The organism is Octadecabacter temperatus (assembly GCF_001187845.1).
In the GTDB taxonomy this organism is placed as follows: Bacteria; Pseudomonadota; Alphaproteobacteria; order Rhodobacterales; family Rhodobacteraceae; genus Octadecabacter; species Octadecabacter temperatus.
Map to the genome: position 1 here is coordinate 1,087,337 of NZ_CP012160.1, position 25,109 is coordinate 1,112,445.

Sequence of the window (25,109 nt, forward strand, 5' to 3'; positions counted from 1 at the left end):
AGGCGTAGCGCCCTAATTGGTGTGTTCTGTCGGCCTAGTTGGAAGGCGGGTGGCCACTGGGCCATCTTCCCTGCGCCACGATTCGTACTGCGTACAAAGGGGTTTTAGGCGTCATGTGTTGAAATTTAGTGAGTGCAAATTTTGAAAGAAGCGGTTCAAATCTAGCTGAGCGGTAGCTACATTTTTCGTTAACCACCTTGGGTTGCATGGCGGCTTTCGCCACTTTTAGGCCGACATATCCTATAAAGAACTCTGGAATAAGGCGGATTCCTATGTCAGTCCTCGGGCATGGAAAACTCGCCCCTTAAATCACCGCTCAAGTGGATCGACATACCTCCAGTTTGGTTGGTCGCCGCGTTGTTGGCCGCATACTTCCTTGGCCAAAGCCAACCATGGAACCTTAGCATTGCGCATCCGGTGACCCAATTCTTGGCCGCTGTTTTGATTGGCGGTGGTTTGATATTGATGCTTTTGGCCATAGCGGAAATGCGCCGCCAAAAGACGACAGTCATTCCGCATCTGGAGGCAGATCAGCTGGTGCAGTCGGGCATTTTCAAACACTCCCGCAACCCGATTTACTTGGGCGATGTAATGATTTTGGCGGGCTTCATCTTACGCTGGGATGCGCCTGTCGCGCTGCCATTAATTCCAATTTTGCTTTGGGTGCTAGAGAAACGGTTTGTCATCCCAGAAGAAAACCGTTTGCGCCGTAAGTTCCGGCAGGACTTTTTCAAGTACACACAAAAAACCCGCCGCTGGATCTAACGGCGGGTGTAACGGCGGGTGAGAAGGGGACGTCGTCGCGTAGCTTACGACATGATTTCATCCAGCTTGGCGTAGGACAATTCCATGCCGTCAGCGGCGCCCATGTCCATCATCCCTTGGCGGGATTCAGCATCCGGTAAAGACATCTTTAGGGTCAACAATGTGCCCGTGCCAGACGCCTCAAACGTCGTGCAAACATGGCTGTCTGGCGCGGGATCCGGCATATGCATGCGTTCCACGTGAACGATCAGCGAGCTCGGCGTGAGCGTGATGTATTCACCTGTCGTCGTGAACGCGCCTTCTTCACCGCCATCAAACTCGAACCGGAATGCGCCACCTTCGCGGGAATCTGTTTCGCAGGCGGGCATCGTCCAGCCTGGCCATGCTGCCATCCATTGGCAAATCAGCTCTGGCTCAAGATGGGCGCGGTAGACGTTTTCGGGCGTCGCGTTGAACTTTCGTGTGACAAGAACGTCTGTGTCGCCCTCTAGGGTAAGTTGAAGTGGTGGCATTATTCGTCTCCTTGTATTGTTGGGGTCATCGCCTCTAGGACAACGTCCAAGCGATCGTATTTATTGCGGTAACGGTCGGCGATCATGCTCAACCACGGTTCAATTTCGCCAAGGGCATCAGGGGCCAAGCGGCACATGCGGTGGGTGCCTTGGCGGTGGCGCGTCACAAGCCCCGCTGTTTCCAACACCTTGATATGACGTGAAATCGCAGGTTGGCTCATGTCGAACGGGGCGGCGAGATCCATGACGCCAACGTCGCCGTTGGTGAGTTTCATCAGGATCGCCCGCCGGGTGCTATCGGAGAGGGCCGAAAAGACTTTGTCGAGGTTTTGGTTCGTCGATTTATCCATAACTATATTGTTATATATGTGGAGCCGTGAGTCAACCATTGACGGGGAATTGCCCCCTGTGAACGCTAACATGCTACCACTTGCTTGTGATCAACCGTCTAGGCCTATACGAATTGCGCAATTGCGGCATATGAGGGGGACACTTTATGAAAATCGGCACGCCAAAAGAACTGTTTGAGGGAGAGAACCGCGTCGCGATGACGCCGGCATCTGCTCTCGAACTTCAGAAATTGGGGCACACTTGTGTGATCGAAACCAAAGCAGGCGCAGCCGCGGGTTTCTCGGACAAGGACTATAAAGATGCAGGCGTTGAGGTTGTTAAAACCGCCGCCGCGTTGTGGAAGGCGGCAGACATTGTTGCCAAGGTCCGCGTTCCCGACGACGGCGAGATGAAACGCCTGTCTGCGGATCAGACGCTCATTTCCTTCTTCAGCCCAGTCGCTGACGAAGCCAAAATGAAATCTGCGGCCCGTAAAGGTGCCACAGTTGTCGCGATGGAGATGATCCCACGCATCAGCCGCGCCCAGAAGATGGATGCGTTGTCCTCGATGGCGAACATCGCAGGCTACCGTGCGGTTATTGAAGCGGGTAACAACTTCCCACGTTTCTTTACAGGTCAAATCACCGCTGCGGGTAAGGTTCCGCCAGCGAAAGTTCTGGTTGTCGGGGCAGGGGTCGCGGGTCTTGCGGCTATCGGCACATCGACGTCCCTTGGCGCGATCACCTATGCGTTCGACGTTCGCCCTGAAGTGGCCGAGCAGGTTGAATCCATGGGCGCGGAATTTGTGTTCCTCGACTTTGAAGAAGAACAGGCCGACGGCGCATCCACAGGTGGTTACGCCGCTGTGTCATCGCCAGAGTTCGCCGAAGCGCAGCTTGCCAAGTTCCGCGAAATTGCACCTGACATGGACATAGTTATCACCACGGCGTTGATTCCGAACCGCGAGGCGCCTGAGCTTTGGACGGCCGACATGGTTGCTTCCATGAAGCCTGGTTCTGTGATCGTTGACCTTGCCGCTGAAAAGGGCGGCAACTGTAAACTGACCGTCAAGGACGAGAAGATCGTCACCGACAACGGTGTGACCATCATCGGCTACACCGATTTCCCATCCCGTATGGCAGCGCAATCATCCACGCTTTACGCGACCAACATCCGCCATCTGATGACCGATCTGACCCCTGAAAAGGACGGTGTGGTCGATCACAACATGGAAGACGATGTCATCCGCGGCGCGACAGTGGCCCATGGCAAGGAAGTGACCTTCCCGCCGCCGCCTCCAAAAATCCAAGCGATTGCAGCACAGCCTAAAGCGGCCGTCGTTGAGCTGACACCAGAAGAAAAGCGTGCAGCAGAAACCGAAGCGTTCAAAGCGCAGACCAAGCAGCAGGTTACGCTTCTTGGAATCGGTGCCGCCGTTATCTTGCTCGCGGGCCTTTGGGCGCCAGCATCGTTTATGCAGCACTTTATTGTCTTCGTTCTGTCGATCTTTATCGGCTTCCAAGTCATCTGGGGTGTGGCGCACAGCCTGCACACACCACTGATGGCTGTAACGAACGCGATCAGCTCGATCATCATTTTGGGCGCACTCATGCAGATCGGATCGGGGTCTTTCCTTGTTGTTCTGCTTGCGGGTCTTGCCTTGTTCATGACGGGTATCAACATCTTTGGCGGGTTCCTCGTCACACGGCGCATGCTTGCCATGTTCCAGAAATCTTAAGGGGGGCTGTTCAATGGAATTTGGTTTCACAACAGCAGCTTACGTAGTTGCAGCAGTTCTTTTCATCCTGTCATTGGGTGGTCTTTCTGGCCAAGAAAGCGCGAAACGCGCGGTGTGGTACGGTATCGTTGGTATGGCCTTGGCCGTCGCTGCGACACTGGTCGGACCGGGTAGCGGTTTCTGGCTTTTGTCGCTTCTGCTGATCGCAGGTGGCGGTGCCATTGGGTATCAGCTCGCCACGAAGGTTCAGATGACGCAAATGCCTGAGCTGGTTGCAGCGATGCACTCGCTCGTCGGCCTTGCGGCGGTGTTTGTTGGCTTTATCGCTCACTTTGAGATGGGTCGCGTTGCTGGCCTTATCGCGGAAAACGCGGACCTTAAGGAACTCGGGACATTCGCGGCACTTATCGCCAAGAAATCAACGGTTGAGCTTAACATCCTTCGCGTTGAGCTGTTCCTTGGTATCTTCATCGGTGCGATCACCTTCACAGGTTCGATCATTGCTTACGGTAAGTTGGCGGGCAAAGTGGATTCTGCAGCGACGAAACTGCCGGGCGGCCACATGCTCAACATCGCTGCGGCAGCAGTTTCCGTGATCACACTGATTTGGTACTTCAACACAGGCGGGTTCTTCCCACTGTTCCTCATGACTTTGGCTGCGCTGTTTATCGGCTACCACCTGATCATGGGAATTGGCGGCGCGGATATGCCTGTCGTGGTTTCCATGTTGAACAGCTATTCTGGTTGGGCCGCAGCGGCGATTGGTTTCTCCCTCGGGAACGACCTGTTGATCGTTGTTGGTGCGCTGGTTGGTTCCTCTGGTGCGATCCTGTCCTACATCATGTGTAAGGCGATGAACCGTTCGTTCGTGTCCGTTATCTTGGGTGGCTTTGGTGGCCCAGCGGGTGAGCAGATGGCCGTTGAGGGCGAGCAAATCGCCATCGACGTGGACGGTGTTGCGACGGCTTTGGAAGAAGCTGACAGCATCATCATCATCCCAGGTTACGGTATGGCCGTGGCGCAGGCACAGCAGAACGTCGCTGAACTGACACGCCGTTTGCGTGCTAAAGGCAAAAATGTACGCTTTGCGATCCACCCTGTTGCGGGTCGTTTGCCGGGTCATATGAACGTGCTCTTGGCAGAAGCCAAAGTGCCATATGACATCGTGATGGAAATGGACGAGATCAACGAGGACTTCCCAGAAACGGACGTCGCTATCGTGATCGGTTCCAATGACATCGTGAACCCAGCTGCGCAGGACGATCCGAACTCCCCAATCGCGGGCATGCCGGTTCTGGAATGCTGGAAAGCCAAGCAGGTATTCGTGTCCAAGCGTGGCCAAGGTACTGGCTACTCCGGCATCGAGAACCCGTTGTTCTTCAAGGACAACACACGCATGTTCTACGGCGATGCGAAGGCATCCTTGGACGCGTTGCTCGGTAAAATTAGCTAATTCGGTTGCCCCATTGTCCAATTGGATGATGGGGCATCCCTAGAAACAATCTATTTCTTCTATGCTCGTTGCGCCAACCTAAGGTTGTGGCTAACTGTTCCTTAACACTTGTTTTTAGGATCAGAGACGGAACTTCATTTTGCGGATTTTAGCGCTTTTACCAGCCCTTATTGGGCTTGCCGCATGTGGCGGCGATACTGAATCTCAACAACAAGCAGCTTTCAATCGTGCAACTGCAGCGCAAACAATGCTTGATGAAGTTACAGGCTATGCCCCGACAACCGTTGAACGCATGCCAACAAGTGGGATGGCGACCTTCGACGGTTATGCGACAATGCGAGTCAGCACTATTCCATCAACGGACATAGATGATGTTTTGTTGCTTGGTTTGACCCATTTGGAAGTGCGTTTTGACCAACCAGGTCCAGTGACAGGGACTGTGTCAGATCTGGACGCGCTAATTCCGAACCCAGTGTCTCCTGAACTTCAGCAGGTGTCAGGCACGATCACCATTGGGGGTAACGATAGCATCATCGTCGAGAACCAATGGGCTGCGGACTACGAAGGCGACTTGAGCTGGGCAAGTGGTGGCGTCTCCTTGGATGGCGATCTGGTCGGTCAGTTTCAGGGCAACCGAACGAGTGACCCTGACAATATAATCAAAGGTACAATCGCCGGCGATCCTACCGGCGTCGGGCTTACGGACAGCGGTTCTTTGGCTACGGTTGAGCTATATATTTACGGAACGGATACGCCTTAAACGGAGCGACGGTTTCCTCATACGGCCTAACGAAAACTCATTCGTCCTTCGGCCCACAAACGCTTCGAATGCCTACTGACCTAATGCAGACGCTTATTTGAAGTTTCAGGATCGCAAGGATCAGTCAGTACCGATCCCTGCGGTCTAATGTTTAAACGAGGTAGGTGTTGAACCATTCAATCGTGCGGGACCACGCAAGCTCGGCTTTTTCTTCGTCATAGCGCGGCGTGCTGTCGTTGTGGAAACCGTGGTTAGCGGCCTCGTAGATGTGGCCCTCATAGGTTGTTCCAGCGGCTTTCAGTGCTTCTTCATAAGCGGGCCAACCTGCATTGATGCGTTCGTCTAGTTCACCATATTGCATCAGCATCGCGGCATTGATTTTCGGCACGTCCTCAGTCGCGGGCTGACGGCCATAGAATGGAACAGATGCTGCCATTTCAGGGTAGGCCACGGCCAGCGCATTACAAACGCCACCACCGTAACAGAACCCAACTGCGCCAACTTTGTCAGTGGTGTCTTCGCGGCCCATCAGGTGTTCGAAGCCTGCGAAAAAGTCGTTCATCAGTTCTGTGCCGTCGACGGTGCGTTGCAATTCGCGCCCTTCAACGTCATTGCCCGGATAGCCGCCCACAGATGTTAGTCCATCGGGGGCCAGCGCGATGAACCCTGCCTTCGCCACGCGGCGGGCGACGTCTTCAATGTAAGGATTAAGGCCACGGTTTTCGTGGATCACCAACACCGATGGCACAGGTCCTGTCACATTCGCGGGTTTCACCAGATAGCCACGCACGTCGCCCGTGCCATTGGGGGACGGGTAAGTGATATATTCGGGCAAGATATCTTCGTCGGTAAACGAAACTTGTTCAGCAAGCGCGTAATCAGGGCTGAGCATCCCCAACAACGAAACCGCTGTCACACCGCCGACGGCGAACTTCCCTGCGCGGTCCAGAAATTGGCGCTTGGTGATTTTACCGTGGGCGTAGAAATCATAGAGATCGAGCAGTTCTTGATCGAAGTCTTTGGCAGTCATCCGGGTCATCGGGAATCTCCTGAGTGTGGGCCATTTGCGGCTAAGTCCACGTTACCTCAGGTTGTATGCAGGGCAATTCACATTTACGCGCGTTCGTCCCGCCAGCGGCCTTGCGCCAATCCGTCTAACGACCATGCCCCAACCGACCAACGCACAAGTCGCAAGCACGGGAAGCCAATATGGGCGCACATTCGGCGGACTTGGCGGTTGCGACCTTCGGTGATTGTGACCTCAATCCAGCGATCGGGGATCGATTTTCGCACCCGCACGGGCGGATCGCGCAACCAAAGGTCGGGCGGATCTATGAGGCGTACTTTGGCAGGTTGGGTCGGGCCGTCTTTGAGGGTCACTGATGTGCGAAGCGGGGCGATGTCCGCGTCTGATGGATCACCTTCAACCTGAACCAGGTAGGTTTTGGGGGTCTTGAACTTCGGGCTAGATAGCTTGGCTTGAAGTTTGCCGTCATCAGTCAGCACCAGCAGACCTTCGCTATCGCGATCCAAACGACCCGCAGCGTAGACCCCTTTGGGAAGGTTGAAGCCTGAGAGTGTTGGGCGTTCGGTTGGGCTTTTGACGTCCGTAAACTGGGTGAGAACGCCGAAGGGTTTATTGAACAGAATTGTGGTCATGGACGCAGTGGTAACCCGATGTGCGGGAGGGAGCCAGCCCCCGCGCTTGCGCGCCCCCCGAGATATTTTTGAAACAAAAGCAAAGCAGAAGAGACTGCTAAAGGCTTTGAAATGATTGGGTATTTGAACGGTTGTTCCGAACTCGGCGCGTTTGAAAAGGTATGGATGTATACCGTTGTATTCACATAACTTATTGAGATTAAACAATTTTTTGCTTTACAGGTGACGGCGATCCGCTAGGTTCTGGACAAATTCTGTAAGGAATCTGCAATGAGTTCTATCAAAGACCACCCACTTCGCTACGCAATGGCGAATGAGCTGCACGCGCGTCCGTTTCCGACCCTGAGTGCGCCGTGTCATGCAGCCTATCTAGCGATCAAGCCTGCACAGGATGCCGCCGGACGGGATCGCGCTGCTGATATGGCGCAACTTACGGCCTTGCTGGATCATTATGCAGCACCGCATCCAGAGGAGGGCGCTACGCACTATTTTGGCCAGATCGGACGCCACACTTTGAAATGGGAAAGTCATACTGAATTTGTGACTTACACGATCTTTCAGGACGGTGTGCGCGACGTGCCGTTTGATGGAACGACCTTTGCGATGTTTCCCGAAAGCTGGCTTGAAGGGACGAATTGCACACGGGTAACGTCAGCGCTTATTCGGGTGGAGCAATTGATCGGGGACAAAGGGATAGCGGAAAAGGTAGCGGATTGGTTTGTTCCTGAAAGCGTCGCCGTAAGCCGTGTGCTGGATGATGATGCGGTCATTGCTGGCGATTTCAGGATTGATTCGGCGGGACATATTCGCTTCGCGGTCTTTGCGCGGCCCGCAACAGGCGAGCGGCGCGTGGGGCGCATTGTTCAGCGGCTGTGTGAGATTGAAACCTATAAGGCGATGTCGATGCTTGGATTTTCGCGCTGCAGAGAGCTTGGCGCGGATATGGGGGCGATAGATGTTCGCTTGTCTGCGTTGACAGAGGCGCTGTCTGGCCCTGTTGAGAGCACAGAAGACACGCTGGGTGCACTGTTACAAATATCGGGAGAGTTGGAAGCGTTGTCAGCACGATCAACGTTTCGATTTGGGGCGACCCGCGCCTATGAAACGATCGTGAACCAACGCATTGAAGTGTTGCGCGAAGAGCGGTTCTTGGGGCGACAAACGTTTGGTGAATTCATGATGCGGCGTTTTGATCCCGCGATGCGGACGGTCGCGAGTACTAGGGCACGGCTGGAAGCGATGGGAAACCGCGCGATACGGGCGTCGGATTTGTTGCGCACTAGGGTTGATGTGGAACGCTCAGCCGAGAACAAAGCGTTACTGCAAAGTATGGATCGGCGCGCCGATATGCAGCTGCGATTGCAAGAAACCGTCGAGGGGCTGTCGATTGTGGCGATCAGTTATTACGCGGTCAATCTTGCGGGCAATATCGCGGCCCCGTTTGCCTATGATCTTGGGGTGGGTGAAAAGACGCTGAAGGCAATATTGACGCCTCTGGTGATCCTAGGGGTTTGGTTGATGGTGCGCCGTATTCGTAAGGCGTTGCACTAAGTTGGTTTCGAATGAGCTGCGCTCATCCGAAGAAGAGGGGGCTAGCCCCCCGTCCTTCGGCCTCCCCCCAGGATATTTGAGAAACAGAGACAGGTTCAAAGGCCGCGGATACGGGGGTCTAATGCGTCGCGGAGACCGTCGCCCATGTAGTTGACGCTCAGCACGGTTAGGCTGATTGCGAGGCCGGGCCACATGACGCGCTGTGGGTGCTGTTGCATGAAGTCTGTCGCATCAAACAGCAAGCGGCCCCACGTCGGGAAGTCAGGTGGAAAGCCAAGGCCGAGGAAGCTGAGTGCGGACTCAGTAATGATGGCTGTGGCGATGCCAAGCGTGGCAGAGACCATGATCGGTGACATCACATTTGGCAGCACGTGGCGCAGGATCATCTTACCAGGACGGGTCCCGATTGAGCGCGCGGCAAGGACGAATTCGCGTTCTTTCAGCGCCAGCACATCACCGCGTACGATGCGGGCGGTGGGCATCCATGAGGTGATGCCGATCGCGATCACGATCAGGATAAAGATACCGGTTTCAGGGCCGAAGGACGCCGAAAGCGGTTGGCGGAACAGCATGACCATGACCAACAAGAGCGGCAGCAAGGGCAGGGCGAGGAATAGATCGGTGAGGCGCATCAAGATACCGTCGATGCGTTTGAAATAGCCTGCAAGTACGCCAACAAGCGTGCCAAGGAACAGGGCGAGGCCCATTGCCGTAAGGCCCACGGAAATAGAGGTTTGCCCACCGGCCATCATCCGCGCGAGCATGTCGCGGCCCAGCTGGTCTGTGCCAAAGGGGTGTGCCCATGTTGGCCCTTGGTTGCGTGCACGCACGTCGATGTAGGTTGGGTCAATGCTCCAGATCCATGGGCCCACGTAAACGGCGAGTACGATGAAAATGAAGAAGCACGCCCCCATGACCGCACCCTTATGGGTTTTGAACTGGTCCCAGACGTCCCACCATTGGTTGCGGGCGACGGCGTCGTTGCGGGCGTCGATTGATTGATCAGTCATAGCGGATCCTCGGGTCTAGGATGCCATAGAGGATGTCGGCAATCAGGTTGAAGAACACGATCAGGATCGCGAAAATGAAGGTCAATGTTTGCACCATCGGAACGTCGCTGGCTTGGATCGATACGATCAAAAGCTGGCCGATGCCGTTCACTTTGAAGATCTGTTCGGTGATGATTGCGCCGCCAAAGATTGCAGGGATGCCAAGGGCGATGACAGTGACCACCGGGATCATCGAATTGCGCAATACGTGTTTCAGGACAACGACGCTTTCGGTCATGCCCTTCGCGCGGGCGGTGCGCACGTAATCTTGGTTCAGGTTGTCGAGCATGGAGGCCCGCATAAACCGGCTAATTTGCGCTGTGGTTTGCAGGGCCAAGACCATCACAGGAAGCACCATCTGACGAACTTGTTTGCCGAAGTTTTCCCAGCTGTCGATGACGAGTGTGGTGTCATAGATGGATGGGAACCACCAAAAACTGTCGTTTGGCATCATCACAGTGAACAGGATGATCATCAAAACACCGCTAAAGAATGGCGGGATTGAAAAGCCGATCATGGAGACGAATGTACCCGCTTGGTCGAAGACGGAATACTGTTTGTAAGCGGATATGATGCCGATCGGCAGGGCGATCAACACGCCGACAACATAGGCAAGGCCGACAACCATCAACGTTTGGGGTAGGCGTTCAAGGATCGTATCCATGACAGGTGCGCGGGTCTGCCATGAGATAAGGCGCGCTTCATCAGGTGCAGATATCCAATCGACGGATTGCGACAGGTAGTAGACAGGCTCAGACCAGACCATTTGCTTCAGCCAGAGCAGGTAGCGGATGTGGACGGGTTCGCCCAAGCCGAGGGACTGGCGGATTTGCTCGCGCACTTCTGGCGGGATCGTCAGCGGCAATTGCGCCGTTGGATCGCCCGGTGCCATGTCGAGTAGCAAGAATATGATCAACGAGATGAAGATCAGTGTCGGGATCGCAGTCAGCAAACGCCGGATTGTGTAGGTCAGCATGGGCGGGCCCTATTTGTAATGCAGCAATTCAACAGATCGGCCTTGTGTCGTGAGATTGGATTTCAATGTGATCCACACCGAGGCAGTGGACGGCATAAAAATCTAATCTGTTAAGATGAGGGAAAGGGTGGGCATTTCTGCCCACCCCGTTGTTATCAATGGTGACTATTCACCGACGCGGTACCATTCAGCGATGTTCCACAGTTCAGAATCCCAGTCGGAAATCTTCACGCCGCCCAGTGTGTTCGCGTGGGCAGATACGCCGCCACGGTGAACGAGTGGGATGATGGAATACGACTGCATCAGCATGTCGTTCATCTGCTTGACGATCTCAGCGCGGGCTTCGATGCCAGCTGTTGCTGCCAACTCGTCGATCAGAGCGTCATATGCAGGGTCACAGAAACGCTGCATGTTGGAACCCTGCCACTGGCTTTCTGGGCTTGGCCACTCAGAACATGACCAGTTCGCCATGTACGCTTCTGGGTCAACGCCCGCGAAGTTGTTTGTGTACATTTCAACGTCAGCAAAGAACTTCTGGAACGTATCTGGGGACGCAGGATCGCCACCAAAGAACACAGACGCGTCGATGTTTCGCAGGTCAGCTTGAATGCCGATCTCGCTCCACCACTGCTTGATCAGGGCTTGCGCATCCTGACGAACAGCGTTTGTGGATGTCTGGTAGGACACAACAAGTGGTGTGCCTTCAAACTCACGAATGCCGTCGCCGTCACTGTCAACGATGCCAGCTTCATCAAGCAAGGCAATCGCGCCAGCCACGTCTTGTGTCAGACACGCGTCATTCGCAGTGGATGCATAAACCGCAGGGGCAGGCAGCACGTTACATGTTGCTTGACCACCAGCGCCGTAGCCGATTTCAACCAGCAGGCCACGGTCGATCGCCATAGACATCGCTTGACCGATCACTTGGTTTGTCAGGAACGGGTGTGGTCCACCAGCTTCTGTCGCACGTGCATCGCCCAAATCAGCAGACGGGTTCGTCTGGTTCAGGTGCAGACGCTCAACGGACGTACCAAACGCCGTGACAACTGTACCAAGGCCAGCGGATTCCATATCGGATAGAACAGTTGGGTCAATCTGAAGGTTCCAAGCGTAGTCAAATTCGCCTGTTTCCAAAACGGAACGCGCTGCGGATGCTGCATCGCCGCCGCCTTTGAACAGAACTGTTTCAAACGCGGGCTGACCATCAACACGGAAGTTTTCATTGGCCGAGAACTGAACCACGTCGTTGGCTTTAAAGTCCGTCACAACAAATGGGCCGGTTCCGATTGGACCAAAGTTTGCATCCACACATGTTGGCGCAGCCGCACCAAGACAGTCCGCGAACTGTGCCGCTTGGATGATTGGGGATTCAGCACCGACAAGCGCAGTGTATGGGAATGGTTTTGGTGAATCGAAGGTGATCTTGATAGTTTGATCATCAACAGCTTCAACGGATTCAACACCGTCAAAGTAAGACGCCTGCGCACAGCCGCCGCCTTCAGCAGTACAGTACTGCCATGTGAAAACTGCGTCATTTGCGGTCAATGGTGTGCCGTCCGACCACATTACACCGTCTTGCAGCGTCCATGTGATGGATGTCAGGTCCTCAGAAACACCGCCGTTTTCAACAGTCGGAATGTCAGCAGCAAGCCACGGGACCAGTTCACCAGTGTCGGTAAAACGGCCAAGGGATTCCAGCACAAGGGATGCGGATTCAACTTCTTTTGTGCCGCCCGATAGATACGGGTTCAACGTGGATGGCGCTTGCCAATAGATGATGTTGAGCTGGCCGTCACGGCCGCGCTCACCTTCGTGGCCGTCAGCAAGTGCTGCCGTGCTACAGGCTACCAGTGCGGTAGCGCCCATTAGGGCTGATAGTTTTTTCATGAACTCTCTCCTAGTTGGTTTTCGTATTTGTATTGCTCAGGCTCTGTCGGTCTGATGCCTCGGACGCCGCCGTTTGTTCGGCGGTCGTTGTCACGTCGTTGTAGTGGTGGCAGGCGACAAAGCGGCCTGGCATCACTTCACGATATTCAGGTTCGATTTGCTTGCAGACGTCCATGACCGCGGGGCAACGGGTGCAGAAATTGCACCCCTTTGGCGGATTGGACGGGGAGGGGACATCACCGGTTAGGATGGTGCGCTCCATTGTGTCATGCAAATCGGGATCTGGTTCTGGCACGGCGGAAAGCAGCGCCTTTGTATAGGGATGCAGCGGTTCCGCGTACAATTCCTCGCGCGGGGCGAGTTCGACGATTTTGCCTAGGTACATCACCGCCACACGCGTCGCGATATGGCGGACCATCGACAGATCGTGGCTGATAAACAGGTAGGTCAGCCCGTATTCGCGTTGCAGGTCTTCCAACAGGTTCACAACCTGCGCTTGGATCGACACATCAAGCGCTGCAATTGGTTCATCACAGACAATAAACTTCGGGTTCAATGCCAAAGCACGGGCAATGCCGATACGCTGACGTTGCCCGCCAGAAAACGCGTGCGGGTAGCGGCCGGAAAACTTCCGGTTCAGGCCAACTTGATCCATCAAGGCCAAAACCTTTTCGCGCTTTTCAGCTTTAGACAGCGAGGTATGTTCGTCCAGCGGTTCTTGAATAATCGCTTGAACCGTCATGCGTGGGTTAAGGGACGCTTGCGGGTCTTGAAACACCATCTGCATCGTCGGGCGTTTGGTGCGCAGGTCTTTCTGCGGCACATCCCCGATGTCATCGCCGTCAACGACAATGGACCCATCCGTTATGTCATACAGACGCAATACGGCACGCCCACAGGTGGATTTGCCACAGCCGGATTCCCCGACCAGTCCCAGTGTTTCACCCTCATAAATATCAAAGGATACGCCATCGACGGCTTTCACATCACCCGTGTGGCGACGAAATAAACCGGTATGGATTGGAAAGTGCATTTTGAGGTTGTTTACTTCAACCAGCTTGGTCGCGGTTTTGGTGTCATCAAACATCGCGCGGCGCTCCTGTTCGGGCATCATAGAAACAGGCGGCGTCGTGGTTGTTGCCGACGTCATAGCGCTGCGGGTTTTCGTGTGCGCAACGGTCCATCGCGACATCGCAACGATCACGGAACGGGCAGGCTGTCGGCGAGGCCCCAAGAATAGGAGGCTGGCCTTCGATGATTTCAAGCCTCTCTTCGCGGCCACCAGATACACGTGGGACCGTCTTTAATAGCGCACGCGTATAGGGGTGTTGTGGGTTCTTGAACAATTCGCGCGTTGGGGCTTGTTCGACGATCTGCCCACCGTACATCACCACCACACGGTCCGCGATGCCGGCCACAACGCCAAGATCGTGGGTGATCCAAATCACCGCCATCCCGAGGCGCTCCTGAAGCTCTTTCATCAACTCAAGAATTTGCGCTTGAATAGTCACATCAAGGGCCGTTGTCGGTTCATCCGCGACCAACACCTTTGGATCACAGGCAAGCGCAATCGCGATCATGACGCGTTGGCGCATACCGCCAGAAAACTGGTGTGGGTAATCTTTCAGACGCTGGTCCGCGTCAGGAATACCGACCAGTTCAAGCAATTCTTTTGCACGAACCGCTGCTTGTTTCTTGGTCATCCCCATATGTTTGCGCAGGGGTTCCATGATCTGCATGCCGACGTTGTAGACTGGATTTAGGGACGTCATCGGATCCTGAAACACAAACCCGATTTTGCCGCCGCGTGTCTTGCGCAAGGTCTCGGCGTCCACTTTCAACAAGTCCTGACCGTCAAACGTAACGGTGCCGCCACGCACGTCAGCGGGCGGACTGGGCAGCAGACCCAAGAGGGACATCATGGTGACAGACTTGCCAGAACCACTCTCTCCGACAACGCCTAAAAGTTCGCCGGGTTTGAGATCAAAGCTCACGTCATTAACGGCGTGGACTTCCCCGCCGCGAATTTTGAATACAGTCTTTAGTCCCCGTACATCGAGCACGGGTTGAGCCCCATCGGGCATAGGCGACCTCCCTGTAAAAGCGGTCTAAGTATTTGTTTTTGTTGCCAGTAAGTCCCATGCGATGCATGAGCAGACCGTGCGATTGAGTTGACGTTAGCGGAAAAAAGACATCCCGCAACCCCTGATAGCATTTTACCGTATGGTAAATTTTTATTTCCGGTGATTTATCGCGCTTGACCGCAAGGCATGCCCGTTTCACGGTCACAGTTGAAACGCGCGGCCCAATTTGCGGCCAGACTCAGGGGCACTATGACAACAACACTGGACGCCAGAACACTGATGGAACGCTTGATCGCGTTTCCGACAGTCAGCCGAGACAGCAACCTCGAATTGATTGGTTTCGTCGAATCCTACTTGTCAGAACATGGCATCAATTCCACGCGTGTCCCTGATGAAACAGGGGAAAAGGCCGCGCTTTACGCCCATGTCGGACCGCAGGTTGAAGGCGCGATTGTTTTGTCCGGTCACACAGATGTTGTGCCCGTAGATGGGCAGGCATGGGACACCGACCCGTTTGAGGTCGTTGAAAAAGGGGACAAGCTTTTCGGGCGCGGAACATGCGACATGAAAGGCTTTGATGCGCTGTCGATTTGGGCTTTGGTTGAAGCGAAAAAACGTAACGTCACGCGGCCATTGCAACTCGCGCTGAGCTACGATGAAGAAGTCGGCTGTACGGGGGCGCCGGTGATGATTGATGCGATGGTCAGTAGCGGAATGCCGCGCGCGTCTGCCGCCATCATTGGCGAGCCATCGATGATGAAGGTGGTCACGGGGCATAAGGGTGGCATTGGATTTGACGTGCACATGCGCGGATTCGAAGTGCATTCGTCGCTGATCCATACCGGCGTCAACGCGATCATGTTTGGGGCCAAGCTGATCGATTGGTGCAACGAGATGAATGCAATTAACGCCGACAAAGCGCCGCTTGAGATTGATGCCGATTTCGTGCCGCCCTACACGACGCTTCATGTGGGCATGGTCACAGGTGGTACAGCCCACAACATTACGGCAAAGGACTGCAATTTTGTGCTGACTTTCCGCGCTGTACCTGGGGAACCAGGCGATATGTGGGTGAAAGCGTTTGAGGATAAAGTGGCCGAGATCGAGGCCGAGATGAAGGCGATCCATCCTGACACGGGCATCGATTACACCCGCAAATTCGACGTTCCGGGGTTGAAGCCGGAAGTGGCCGGTGAAGCCGAAGAAATTGTGCGCAACCTGACAGGTGACAACGCCGTGAACGTCGTCAGTTACGGCACTGAAGCGGGGCAGTTCCAAGAACGCGGATATAGCGCTGTAATCTGTGGACCAGGCGACATCGCACAGGCCCACCAGCCCAACGAGTTCATCACGATTGAGCAATTCAAAGCAGGAGAAGCGTTCATGGAACGCTTGCTCGACAGCCTTGGTTAAGTTCCCGATCTCGGACGCCAACCCGATCGAGCACAGTGCAGCACTGCCTGAAAGAGTGGATGTCGTTATTATCGGTGGCGGTATTATCGGCGTATCCGCTGCGATTTATCTGAACAGGCTTGGACAACGCGTTGTGCTACTTGAAAAGGGGCGCATCGCAGGCGAGCAGTCCAGCCGCAATTGGGGTTGGATTCGCCAGCAAGGGCGTGATCCAGATGAGCTGCCAATCATGGTAGAGGCAAGCCGCTTGTGGCGTGAACTTTCCGCGCAAACAGGTGACACCATCGGGCTGGTTCAAGGCGGGCTGACCTACATGGCCCAAGACGACGCCGAATATGAAAAGTTCGCGGCGTGGATGCCCCATGCGAAAGCAAACGGCGTTGATAGCCGAATGCTGAACCGTTCGGAGCTGGCCGATCTGATCCCCGATGCCAAATGCAACTGGGCAGGGGGTATCTACACCGCAAGCGATATGCGGGCTGAACCTTGGGTGGCCGTTCCAACCCTCGCGCGGTTGGCGGTGTCCGAGGGGGTGACGATCCTTGAAGGTTGCGCGGCCCGTGGGGTTGAGACCTCAGCGGGACAGATCACGGCTGTGGTTAGCGAACAAGGAACGATCAACACGCCACAAGTTGTTGTTGCAGGCGGGGCGTGGTCGTCGCTGTTCTTGCGAAACGCGGGTGTGAACGTTCCGCAATTGTCTGTGCGTGCCAGCGTAGTCGCCGTGGACGGTGCGCCAATGACATACCAAGGCGGTGGCGCGGATTCGAAAATCGCATTCCGAACCCGTGCAGATGGTGGCTATTCACTCGCCGCAGGTGAATTTCATGAGTTCTTCATCGGCCCAGACGCATTCAGGGCGTTTGGCAAATACCTTACCCAGATAAAACACGACCCGTTCGGCACGCGCTATTTTCCCGCAGCACCCAAAGGCTATCCCGATGCCTGGGGCACGCCGCGGCGCTGGGCACTGGATGAACAATCCCCGTTTGAGCGGATGCGCGTTTTGAACCCCAAACCGAATGCGAAAAAATGTGCGTCGCTCGTCAGTGACTTTGCCGAACTGTTCCCCAACCTCGGTCCGATCAAAGCCAAGGCCGCTTGGGCGGGGATGATTGACACGATGCCGGACCTTGTCCCTGTGGTTGACCGCGTTGAAAACGTCGGTGGCTTGACGATCGCGACGGGCATGAGCGGGCACGGTTTTGGAATTGGCCCTGCCATCGGGCGCATTCTGGCAGATGTCGTGACAGGAAAAGACGCGGGTTATGATTTGTCCCGCTTCCGGATTTCGCGGTTTTCGGATGGATCAAAAATTGTGCTGGGGCCCGCTATCTAGCGGAAACGGTGCGCGTTCGGACACGTCGCTTGAGTATTTAAGAGCCAAAGAAGCGATAGGGGGGCTTGCTGAACGGCGAGCCGAAGATCAAGCTAAGGTCAATTCATTTGGAGAAAAGACATGCCAGTTAAGAACCGATTTGCCGAATTGCTGCCAGAGATCACAGAGTGGCGCCGCGATTTGCACGAAAACCCTGAGATCTTGTTTGAGACGCACCGCACCAGCGCGATTGTGGCTGAGAAGCTCAAGGCATTTGGCTGCGATGAGATCGTGACAGGTATCGGGCGCACGGGTGTTGTGGCTGTTATCAAAGGGAAATCTGACGCATCTGGCAAAGTGATCGGGCTTCGCGCGGATATGGATGCACTACCGATCCATGAGCAAACTGGCCTTGAATACGCATCTAAAACCGATGGCGCGATGCATGCCTGTGGCCATGACGGGCATACGGCGATGTTGCTTGGCGCGGTCAAGTATCTTTCTGAAACACGCAATTTCGACGGCACCGTTGTGGTGATTTTCCAGCCCGCAGAAGAAGGCGGCGGCGGCGGTAAGGAAATGTGCGATGACGGCATGATGGAACGTTTCGGAATTCAAGAAGTCTACGGCATGCACAACTGGCCGGGTAAGCCAGTTGGCTCTTTTGCAATCCGCCCCGGTGCGTTTTTTGCTGCGACCGACACGTTTGAAATCACGTTTGAGGGGGTAGGCGGCCATGCGGCTAAGCCGAACGAAACGGTGGATACGCTGGTCATGGCGTCCCAAGCGGTGATGACATTGCAGACGATTGCCAGCCGCAATGCCGACCCCGTTGATCAGATTGTAGTGTCGGTGACATCAATTGAATCGTCTTCAAAGGCGTTCAATGTGATCCCGCAGCGGGTCACGATCCGTGGTACTGTGCGCACGCTGAGCAAGGACATGCGTGCGCTGGCTGAGAAGCGCGTCACCGAGATTTGCGATGGCACCGCGGCGACATTTGGGGGCAGTGCGGATGTGAACTATATTCTCGGCTATCCGGTCATGGTGAATTCCGAAGACCAGACAGCGTTTGCCGCCGAAGTTGCCGCGTCTGTTTCAGGCGATTGCGATGATGCGCCGCTTGTGATGGGCGGGGAAGACTTTGCGTTCATGCTTGAAGAACGTCCCGGCGCATACATTCTGGTCGGCAATGGCGACACGGCGATGGTTCACCACCCTGAATACAACTTCAACGACGAAGCAATTCCGGCAGGGTGTAGCTGGTGGGCGGAGATCGTGGAGCAGCGGATGCCTGCTGGCTAAACCAGCTTTCGGCGAAGTGCACCGGTGATTGTGTCGATGCCGAACAATCCGATGGCTATCGCGAACGGCGTTACGACAGGGTGGAAAAACAGTTCGAGGAAGGCTTCGAACGGCCCCCACGTCGCGCCGTAATCAATCTGAAACGCGAAGGCGATGCTTTCCGCACCTGTCCAGAACCCGATCAACCAGCAGACCAAAAGTCCTGGAATATTAAACCGTTGCGGGGCGAAGCTGCTCCAAAAGAAGGCGAGCGGGAAGGTGACAACAATGGATGTCAGGCCAAGAAGAAAGAAGTCGCCGTAAGTCACGTTAACACTTGGCGTGAGCGGGAGGCGGCCACCATCGAGATAGCCTTCAACCATGCCAAAAGACCACACGCCGTGAAGGGACACCAAGACCCAGCACCAAATTGAAACAACGAAAGCTAAAAGCGCTGCCCATAACGCACGACGAAACAAAGTATTAGCCACCTGTGTGGCTCATATGGCGGGACACTTGGCCGTCAACGGATTGGCGCGAATAGTCGAAATCATGGCCCTTCGGTTTCAGCCCAATAGCCGCGCGAATGGCCGTTTCTAGATGTGCATCATCCTCGCTGGCGCGCAACGGTGCGCGTAGATCGGAATGCCCTTCTTGGCCCAAACACGTATAGATTTCACCGGTGCAGGTGATGCGCACACGGTTGCAGCTTTCGCAGAAATTATGGCTCATCGGGGTGATGAGGCCGATTTTCTGGCCGGTTTCTTCAAGGCGGATGTAGCGTGCAGGTCCACCCGTGGTTTCCGCTAGATCAGTTACAGTAAACCGTTCTTCAAGACGTGCACGCAAGTCTTTGAGCGACCAGTATTGCGTGATGCGGTCCTCATTTCCGATATCACCCATCGGCATGACTTCGATAAATGTCAGATCGATATCACGTTCTGCGCACCAAGCTTGCATGGTGAACAGCTCGGACTCGTTGAAATCCGCGAGAGCCACGGCGTTGATCTTGACGCGCAAACCAGCACGTTGGGCTGCGTCAATGCCGCGCATGACTTGGGGCAGGCGGCCCCAACGGGTGATCTTCGCGAATTTGTCGTCGTCCAGCGTATCCAGCGAAACGTTGATGCGGCGCACGCCAGCGGCGTATAAATCGTCGGCATATTTCTCAAGCTGGGAACCGTTGGTGGTCAGCGTTAGCTCTTTCAACGCGCCACTATCAAGGTGACGGGTCATCGCATCAAAGAACGTCATGATGCCGCGACGCACCAAAGGCTCACCGCCAGTTATTCTAAGTTTTTCAACGCCTAATCGAACGAAGCTCGAGCACAGTCTGTCGAGTTCTTCTAGTGTCAGAAGGTCCTTCTTGGGAAGGAAGGTCATGTTTTCAGACATGCAATAAACGCAGCGAAAATCACAGCGATCGGTCACCGAAACCCGAAGGTAAGTGATGGCACGTTGAAAGGGGTCAATGAGGCGTTGTTCCATGCGTTGAACGTTAGCACGCGCAACAGGCCGCGCAAGGGAATTACGCGGCCAATTCCCCCTCGACAGTGGCGGGGGCCAACCGTAGGTTTGGCGTCATGAAATACGTTATTACGATTGCCGCCCTTGCTGGGCTGACGGCCTGTGCTGAGGGGTCTTTTCTTGGTGGGATGCAAAACACTGATCCTGCTGTTGTGGTACCTGTTGCTGTCACGGTTGAGGGGCCGGATTTGTCCCCATCCCGCGGTGAAGCCTTTGCGCCGCCGGTACGTCCTACCCTCGACAGAACGCAGACGCGGCCTGATTTACCGCCGCCACCACCACCAACGGCCCGAACGGTTGAGCAATTTGACACGACGACGGCCGAAGATCGCGCCGCAGCAGTTGCGCCGCCCGCTAGCGGGGAACGTCGTCTCGGGACAACCATAGCAAGTCTAGGCAGCCCGACAGATCCAGGAATTTGGTTCAAAACACCGCTGGTAAGCGAGGTCACGCAAGGCCGCGTCGACTACAATGGCAAGTCGGTAAACGTTGAGCTACGCCCAAGCGGGGGCGCGGCAGGGTCTGGTAGCCAGATATCACTGGCCGCGATGCGCCTGATTGAAGCGCCGCTTACCGGACTTCCCGAAGTGACAGTCTATGCAAACTAGGGGGTCTTGATGGCGTGGCGGACGGCATACGATGTTTCACGTCAAGTCATTGATGATCTTGGAGAAAAGAACGCCAGCCTGATCGCGGCTGGCGTTGCGTTTTATGCACTATTTGCGATTTTCCCCGGCATCGCAGCGACGATTTCTCTGTTTGGCCTTTTCGCGGATCCCTTCGTCGTCGAGGCGCAATTGGACATCATGCAGGGGATAATGCCGACTGGGGTTTTTACGCTTTTCGAGACACAGGTTGATCGACTTTTGAGTGCAAGAACGACGACCCTTGGTCTGACAACATTGATCTCAATTGGGTTGGCGCTTTGGTCTGCGCGCACGGGTGTTGCGGCCTTAATTCGTGGGCTTAACGCGATTTTTGAGCGCCCTAATCGCGGCAGTATTCGCCATGTTTTGGTGGCGCTGTTGCTGACCTTTTGTCTGGTCGGGATCGCGATTGTCGCCTTGTTGATGCTTGTCGTTGCGCCTATCGCCCTTGCGGTTATTCCATTCAAAACGGATACAGGCGTACTGCTTGAAACCATCCGCTGGATCGTTGCGATATCGGTACTTTTTGTGGGGCTCGGTGTCTTGTACCGCTACGGCCCCAATCGCCGTTTTTCACGGCTCGGTTGGATCACTCCGGGTGCGTTTATCGTTGTGGCAGTTTGGCTTGGAATGTCGGCTATGTTCACGGTTTATGTAGCTAATTTCGGCACTTACAACGAGGTCTATGGCTCGCTTGGGGCGGTCATTGCACTGTTGTTTTGGTTCTACCTAAGCGCGTACCTGATCCTTGCTGGAGGGGCGGTAAATGTTGCCTTGGATCGCCGTAAGCCATTGTGAAACAATGTGAAATATTTAAAATGTGGCATGATTGAGACGGATTAAAATTCCCCCTAGAAATTGTGGATAAATCAACATATGGTATCTGCAATGATAAAAGCGGCGTAAAAAATGCCGTGATAATGAGGCGGAGTGAGTACCATGTCAGCGATTAATTTCGTTGTCCGCGATGTTGCGGGCAATATTTCCAGAGGAACTGTAGCCGGAGAGGGCGTTCCGTCATCTCTAATTGTTGGGGCGGGGGCGGATGTTTCGCTTAACCTCACACAGGGCCAAATCATTTCATATACCCGTCAGGGTCAGGCGCTAGAGGTCACATTGGTTGACGGGCGTGTGATTGTGATTGAGGGGTATTTCACGTCTGAGGGTGTCTCCGAAAACCAGTTGTTCTTGTCTTCAGACGGCTACCTAACAGAAGTAGACCTGACGCAGGGCGCGGGTGCTGACTACTATGCAAACTATCTGCAGGCTGATAGCGCCGGCAAGTTCGCAGTAAATGACGACCTTTATTTCATGCGCGGCTCAGACGTTATGCTGGCTGATGCATATGTACCTGCTGACGACGAAGTTGGCATGTTGGGCGCGATGGCCCCATTGTTTGGTTGGGGTGGCGCGGCTGCTGCAGCTGGTGCTGCGGCGTTGGTGACGACTGTCGGTGGCGGTGATGGCGGTGGCCCTGCGGCCCCGGAAGTTGCAGTGACAACTGGAACCGACGAAGGCGATAGCCATGTTGTGAATGAAGAAGACCACGCTGATGGCGTAGATATTGGCGGCACGGGTACACCTGGCGCGACAGTCGATGTTACGATTGATGAGGTAACTGAAACAACGACTGTCGGCGAAGATGGTACTTGGGAAGTTACGTTCGATCCGGCCGATGTTGAAACTGGCGAATACTCTACTGAGGTAGATGTGACTGTCACCAACGAAGGTGGGTCCACATCTGTAACGCATACGCTTGTTGTTGATACCGTGATTGGTGCAGATTTGACGGCAACTGGTGGCGCTGATGGCGTAATTAATGCGACTGAATTTGGCGATGGCGTGACGCTCACGGGTACCGTTACCGGTGGTGACGCTGTTGTTGTCACAATCGACGGCACAGAATACGCGGCTGAGGTGTCTGGTTCTACATGGACCTTGGTGACTGGCACGGCGATTACCGCTGGCGACTATCATACACACGACATCATCATCACAACTACAGACGCGGCTGGTAACTCCTCCAGCACGACTGGCACGGTTGTTGTTGATACAGTCACGACTGCAACGATCAGCACGTCTGGTGTTGGTGGCGCAGACGGCGTTGTGTTCTCTGGAGAGCACTCAAGCGGAGTGTCTCTGACAGGTACTGCCGAAGCGGGTTCAACTGTAGTTGTGACGTTGTCCGATGGATCGCAAACCTATGCGACACACACGTTTACTGCGGGTGCAAGCGGTACGTGGTCACACACGTTCCCAGCAAGCGAACTGCCGACGGGTGAGCTGACTTTGGTTGCCGCTGTTGAGGCAACGGACGCAGCTGGCAACATGTCACGTGACGAAGGTACGATTGAGATCGACACTTACGTGAACGAACTCGAGATGACGACAAACACTGCTGGCGGCGACGACGGTGTGGTTAACTTCAATGAATCCAGCCAGTCCATCACAATGGCAGGCACGGTTGAAGCCGGCTCAACTGTCAGCGTGAACTTGCATGGTGTCATCATGGAAGCCTCTGTTGATGCATCAGGCGCATGGACTGTCACATACCCAGGCGGCACGCTGCCGGGCGGTGACTACCCTACAACTGTTGTTGTCACGGCTACAGATGCAGCAGGAAACTCCTCTTCGCTGACAGAAGCTGTACAGGTTGATACAGTTGCTGGCGATCTTGCGCTGTCCACGCAGCCGATCGAATTTGACGATGTGGTCAACTATGACGAAGCCAGCGATGGTGTTGTGATTAATGGTACTGCAACGGCTGGCCTGATTGTTACGGTCGGCTTTGGTGACGCGACAATGAATGTTCTCGCTCAGCCAGACGGCACATGGTCTGCAAACTTCCCAGCAAGCCAAGTTCCTGCTGATACTGCGTCCGCGCAAATCACAGCTTCCATCACGGATGCGGCTGGAAACTACAAAGAAGTTAGCGACACAGTTGAGATTGATACTGTTGTTAACCCGTTCAACTTCTCTGCTGGTCAGGTTGAAGGCAACGACATCATCAATCACGCAGAAGCCCAAGACGGCGGCGTGACATTTGATGGTCAGGTTGAGGCGTTCTCGTCTGTTCTGGTTGAATTCAACGGATACTCGCAAACAGTGACTGCAAACGGTGCAGGTCAGTGGAGCGCGACATTCACCGAAGCGCAAATCGGTGTGGATGAGTACACAGCAGTTGTTAAGGCGACTGCAACTGACGTGCACGACAACGTATCCGCGCCAATCACTCGCACGGTTGAGGTCGACACGCTCGTGACGCACCTAACGACTGCTGATCCGGTTGAAGGAGACAACGTTGTCAACTTCGCGGAAGCTGCTGACGGTGTTACGCTGACAGGTACGGTCGAAGCGGGCTCTACGGTGATGATCACATACGACTACAATGGTGGTCAGATTGTTCGTGAAGCAACGGTTGATGCCGCAGGTAACTGGTCCATCACTTATGCGGGCTCTGAGATCCCGCAGGGTGAGTACGATGTAAACATCACAATCGATTCAACAGACGCCAATGGCAACACCCTCAGCATCACGGACGAGTTCCGCGTTGATACGGTTGACCCAGAAGCGCCAGAAATCGAAAGCGTTGTTGTGACGCCGCAGGGTGTAACGGCTGTAACGATCGAAGCGACTGACGCCGATGTGACTGTTAACGAAATCACGGCTTCCCACCAGACCAACGAGTTGGGTGACCAAGACGACGGCATCTCCCTTGGCTCAGCTGGCGATTACTACGGCTTCGACGCACCTCTGCCAAACGGTTCACACCTTGTCGTCAACGAGCTGGATGACGCTGGAAACTCGAACGCGACATTCGTTGTGTTGGAAGAAACAGCAACCAACTCGGTAGACTTGGGTGGCTTGGACGGATTTGACATCGGCGCGATCGATCTGGGTTACGCACAGGATGCTGAACTTACGCTTGATCTTGCAGCGCTTGAAGGTCTGTCGGATGTCGACAACAACCTCATCATTCACGGTAGCGATGCCGACAATGATAGCGTCACGATCCTTGGGGCGACAGACAGTGGTCAGTCCAAGAACATCGATGGCAAGTCCTACGACATCTACACAATGGGCGACGACGCACAGGTCTTTATCGAAGATGGCGTAAACGTCACCATCTAAAAACCCACGCTCTCCCCGCAATAGG

General features: G+C 54.8%; 22 protein-coding genes. 11 read left to right on the forward strand and 11 right to left on the reverse strand.

Annotated elements, in window-relative coordinates:
- Positions 1–288: 288 nt before the first annotated feature.
- Positions 289–765: a methyltransferase family protein gene (locus OSB_RS05640; RefSeq protein ID WP_049834066.1), complete on the forward strand. Its 477-nt coding sequence runs from the start codon at positions 289–291 to the stop codon at positions 763–765.
- Between the two features lie 44 nt (positions 766–809).
- Here OSB_RS05640 and OSB_RS05645 read toward each other — a convergent pair whose 3' ends face one another.
- Entirely contained in the window at positions 810–1,277 is a 468-nt protein-coding gene (locus OSB_RS05645) for an SRPBCC domain-containing protein (RefSeq protein WP_049834067.1), read from the reverse strand.
- A complete protein-coding gene (locus tag OSB_RS05650; RefSeq protein WP_049834068.1) occupies positions 1,277–1,627 on the reverse strand; it encodes an ArsR/SmtB family transcription factor in 351 nt (116 codons plus the stop codon). Before OSB_RS05650 ends, OSB_RS05645 begins: the two co-directional genes overlap by 1 nt.
- A gap of 146 nt (positions 1,628–1,773) precedes the next feature.
- Here OSB_RS05650 and OSB_RS05655 point away from each other — a divergent pair, with 146 nt between their 5' ends.
- The 3 genes from OSB_RS05655 (at position 1,774) to OSB_RS05665 (ending at position 5,558) form a co-directional block, all read left to right on the forward strand.
- The gene (locus tag OSB_RS05655) at positions 1,774–3,345 is read left to right on the forward strand and encodes a Re/Si-specific NAD(P)(+) transhydrogenase subunit alpha (protein WP_049834069.1); all 1,572 of its coding nucleotides are present in this window, start codon (positions 1,774–1,776) and stop codon (positions 3,343–3,345) included.
- A gap of 13 nt (positions 3,346–3,358) precedes the next feature.
- Positions 3,359–4,798, forward strand: coding sequence for an NAD(P)(+) transhydrogenase (Re/Si-specific) subunit beta (locus OSB_RS05660; RefSeq protein ID WP_049834070.1), 1,440 nt, complete (start codon positions 3,359–3,361; stop codon positions 4,796–4,798).
- 139 nt (positions 4,799–4,937) lie between these two features.
- Complete coding sequence (locus OSB_RS05665) at positions 4,938–5,558, forward strand: hypothetical protein (protein ID WP_049834071.1); 621 nt, start codon at positions 4,938–4,940, stop codon at positions 5,556–5,558.
- A 151-nt stretch (positions 5,559–5,709) separates the two neighbouring features.
- On the opposite strand, the gene yghX is transcribed toward OSB_RS05665, so the two are convergent.
- Complete coding sequence (gene yghX, locus OSB_RS05670; RefSeq protein WP_049834072.1) at positions 5,710–6,597, reverse strand: YghX family hydrolase; 888 nt, start codon at positions 6,595–6,597, stop codon at positions 5,710–5,712.
- A 74-nt stretch (positions 6,598–6,671) separates the two neighbouring features.
- Positions 6,672–7,217 carry a pseudouridine synthase gene (locus tag OSB_RS05675; RefSeq protein WP_049834073.1) on the reverse strand — a complete coding sequence of 182 codons (546 nt, stop codon included), beginning with the start codon at positions 7,215–7,217 and terminating at the stop codon, positions 6,672–6,674.
- A 270-nt stretch (positions 7,218–7,487) separates the two neighbouring features.
- On the opposite strand from OSB_RS05675, the gene OSB_RS05680 reads away from it, so the two are divergent.
- A complete protein-coding gene (locus tag OSB_RS05680; protein WP_049834074.1) occupies positions 7,488–8,768 on the forward strand; it encodes a DUF3422 family protein in 1,281 nt (426 codons plus the stop codon).
- 95 nt (positions 8,769–8,863) lie between these two features.
- Here OSB_RS05680 and OSB_RS05685 read toward each other — a convergent pair whose 3' ends face one another.
- The 5 genes from OSB_RS05685 to OSB_RS05705 all read right to left on the reverse strand — a co-directional run bounded on the left by OSB_RS05685 (position 8,864) and on the right by OSB_RS05705 (position 14,764).
- Positions 8,864–9,778 (reverse strand): ABC transporter permease, encoded by a 915-nt coding sequence (locus OSB_RS05685; RefSeq protein ID WP_049834075.1) that lies wholly within the window; start codon positions 9,776–9,778, stop codon positions 8,864–8,866.
- Positions 9,771–10,793 (reverse strand): ABC transporter permease, encoded by a 1,023-nt coding sequence (locus OSB_RS05690; protein WP_049834076.1) that lies wholly within the window; start codon positions 10,791–10,793, stop codon positions 9,771–9,773. The genes OSB_RS05685 and OSB_RS05690 overlap by 8 nt, the downstream gene beginning before the upstream one ends.
- A gap of 165 nt (positions 10,794–10,958) precedes the next feature.
- A complete protein-coding gene (locus tag OSB_RS05695) occupies positions 10,959–12,680 on the reverse strand; it encodes a peptide ABC transporter substrate-binding protein (RefSeq protein ID WP_049834077.1) in 1,722 nt (573 codons plus the stop codon).
- A 10-nt stretch (positions 12,681–12,690) separates the two neighbouring features.
- A complete protein-coding gene (locus OSB_RS05700; RefSeq protein ID WP_049834078.1) occupies positions 12,691–13,767 on the reverse strand; it encodes an ABC transporter ATP-binding protein in 1,077 nt (358 codons plus the stop codon).
- Positions 13,760–14,764, reverse strand: coding sequence for an ABC transporter ATP-binding protein (locus tag OSB_RS05705; protein ID WP_049834079.1), 1,005 nt, complete (start codon positions 14,762–14,764; stop codon positions 13,760–13,762). Before OSB_RS05705 ends, OSB_RS05700 begins: the two co-directional genes overlap by 8 nt.
- A gap of 249 nt (positions 14,765–15,013) precedes the next feature.
- Between OSB_RS05705 and argE the strand changes: the two genes are divergently transcribed.
- The 3 genes from argE to OSB_RS05720 all read left to right on the forward strand — a co-directional run bounded on the left by argE (position 15,014) and on the right by OSB_RS05720 (position 18,800).
- Entirely contained in the window at positions 15,014–16,177 is a 1,164-nt protein-coding gene (gene argE, locus OSB_RS05710; protein WP_049834080.1) for an acetylornithine deacetylase, read from the forward strand.
- Positions 16,170–17,516 carry an NAD(P)/FAD-dependent oxidoreductase gene (locus OSB_RS05715; protein WP_049834081.1) on the forward strand — a complete coding sequence of 449 codons (1,347 nt, stop codon included), beginning with the start codon at positions 16,170–16,172 and terminating at the stop codon, positions 17,514–17,516. The genes argE and OSB_RS05715 overlap by 8 nt, the downstream gene beginning before the upstream one ends.
- Before the next feature lie 120 nt (positions 17,517–17,636).
- The gene (locus OSB_RS05720) at positions 17,637–18,800 is read left to right on the forward strand and encodes a M20 aminoacylase family protein (protein ID WP_049834082.1); all 1,164 of its coding nucleotides are present in this window, start codon (positions 17,637–17,639) and stop codon (positions 18,798–18,800) included.
- Here OSB_RS05720 and OSB_RS05725 read toward each other — a convergent pair.
- Together OSB_RS05725 and moaA are read right to left on the reverse strand one after the other, a co-directional pair.
- Positions 18,797–19,270 (reverse strand): hypothetical protein, encoded by a 474-nt coding sequence (locus tag OSB_RS05725; protein WP_143831205.1) that lies wholly within the window; start codon positions 19,268–19,270, stop codon positions 18,797–18,799. The genes OSB_RS05720 and OSB_RS05725 overlap by 4 nt on opposite strands.
- Positions 19,263–20,267 carry a GTP 3',8-cyclase MoaA gene (gene moaA / locus OSB_RS05730; RefSeq protein ID WP_049834084.1) on the reverse strand — a complete coding sequence of 335 codons (1,005 nt, stop codon included), beginning with the start codon at positions 20,265–20,267 and terminating at the stop codon, positions 19,263–19,265. The genes OSB_RS05725 and moaA overlap by 8 nt, the downstream gene beginning before the upstream one ends.
- Before the next feature lie 95 nt (positions 20,268–20,362).
- On the opposite strand from moaA, the gene OSB_RS05735 reads away from it, so the two are divergent.
- The 3 genes from OSB_RS05735 (at position 20,363) to OSB_RS05745 (ending at position 25,084) form a co-directional block, all read left to right on the forward strand.
- On the forward strand, positions 20,363–20,914 hold the full coding sequence (locus tag OSB_RS05735) for a hypothetical protein (protein WP_049834085.1): 552 nt from the start codon (positions 20,363–20,365) through the stop codon (positions 20,912–20,914).
- 9 nt (positions 20,915–20,923) lie between these two features.
- Positions 20,924–21,751, forward strand: coding sequence for a YihY/virulence factor BrkB family protein (locus OSB_RS05740; RefSeq protein WP_049834086.1), 828 nt, complete (start codon positions 20,924–20,926; stop codon positions 21,749–21,751).
- A 141-nt stretch (positions 21,752–21,892) separates the two neighbouring features.
- Positions 21,893–25,084, forward strand: a complete 3,192-nt coding sequence (locus OSB_RS05745; protein ID WP_049834087.1) for an Ig-like domain-containing protein — start codon at positions 21,893–21,895, stop codon at positions 25,082–25,084.
- The last annotated feature ends 25 nt before the right edge of the window (positions 25,085–25,109 follow it).

Excerpts from the sequence above, each read along its gene's own strand:
- OSB_RS05640 (WP_049834066.1), top strand. The coding sequence starts at position 289 with ATGGAAAACTCGCCCCTTAAATCACCGCTCAAGTGGATCGACATACCT.
- OSB_RS05645 (WP_049834067.1), bottom strand. The coding sequence starts at position 1,277 with ATGCCACCACTTCAACTTACCCTAGAGGGCGACACAGACGTTCTTGTC.
- OSB_RS05650 (WP_049834068.1), bottom strand. The coding sequence starts at position 1,627 with ATGGATAAATCGACGAACCAAAACCTCGACAAAGTCTTTTCGGCCCTC.
- OSB_RS05655 (WP_049834069.1), top strand. The coding sequence starts at position 1,774 with ATGAAAATCGGCACGCCAAAAGAACTGTTTGAGGGAGAGAACCGCGTC.
- OSB_RS05660 (WP_049834070.1), top strand. The coding sequence starts at position 3,359 with ATGGAATTTGGTTTCACAACAGCAGCTTACGTAGTTGCAGCAGTTCTT.
- yghX (WP_049834072.1), bottom strand. The coding sequence starts at position 6,597 with ATGACCCGGATGACTGCCAAAGACTTCGATCAAGAACTGCTCGATCTC.
- OSB_RS05675 (WP_049834073.1), bottom strand. The coding sequence starts at position 7,217 with ATGACCACAATTCTGTTCAATAAACCCTTCGGCGTTCTCACCCAGTTT.
- OSB_RS05680 (WP_049834074.1), top strand. The coding sequence starts at position 7,488 with ATGAGTTCTATCAAAGACCACCCACTTCGCTACGCAATGGCGAATGAG.
- OSB_RS05685 (WP_049834075.1), bottom strand. The coding sequence starts at position 9,778 with ATGACTGATCAATCAATCGACGCCCGCAACGACGCCGTCGCCCGCAAC.
- OSB_RS05690 (WP_049834076.1), bottom strand. The coding sequence starts at position 10,793 with ATGCTGACCTACACAATCCGGCGTTTGCTGACTGCGATCCCGACACTG.
- OSB_RS05695 (WP_049834077.1), bottom strand. The coding sequence starts at position 12,680 with ATGAAAAAACTATCAGCCCTAATGGGCGCTACCGCACTGGTAGCCTGT.
- OSB_RS05700 (WP_049834078.1), bottom strand. The coding sequence starts at position 13,767 with ATGTTTGATGACACCAAAACCGCGACCAAGCTGGTTGAAGTAAACAAC.
- OSB_RS05705 (WP_049834079.1), bottom strand. The coding sequence starts at position 14,764 with ATGCCCGATGGGGCTCAACCCGTGCTCGATGTACGGGGACTAAAGACT.
- argE (WP_049834080.1), top strand. The coding sequence starts at position 15,014 with ATGACAACAACACTGGACGCCAGAACACTGATGGAACGCTTGATCGCG.
- OSB_RS05720 (WP_049834082.1), top strand. The coding sequence starts at position 17,637 with ATGCCAGTTAAGAACCGATTTGCCGAATTGCTGCCAGAGATCACAGAG.
- moaA (WP_049834084.1), bottom strand. The coding sequence starts at position 20,267 with ATGGAACAACGCCTCATTGACCCCTTTCAACGTGCCATCACTTACCTT.
- OSB_RS05735 (WP_049834085.1), top strand. The coding sequence starts at position 20,363 with ATGAAATACGTTATTACGATTGCCGCCCTTGCTGGGCTGACGGCCTGT.
- OSB_RS05740 (WP_049834086.1), top strand. The coding sequence starts at position 20,924 with ATGGCGTGGCGGACGGCATACGATGTTTCACGTCAAGTCATTGATGAT.
- OSB_RS05745 (WP_049834087.1), top strand. The coding sequence starts at position 21,893 with ATGTCAGCGATTAATTTCGTTGTCCGCGATGTTGCGGGCAATATTTCC.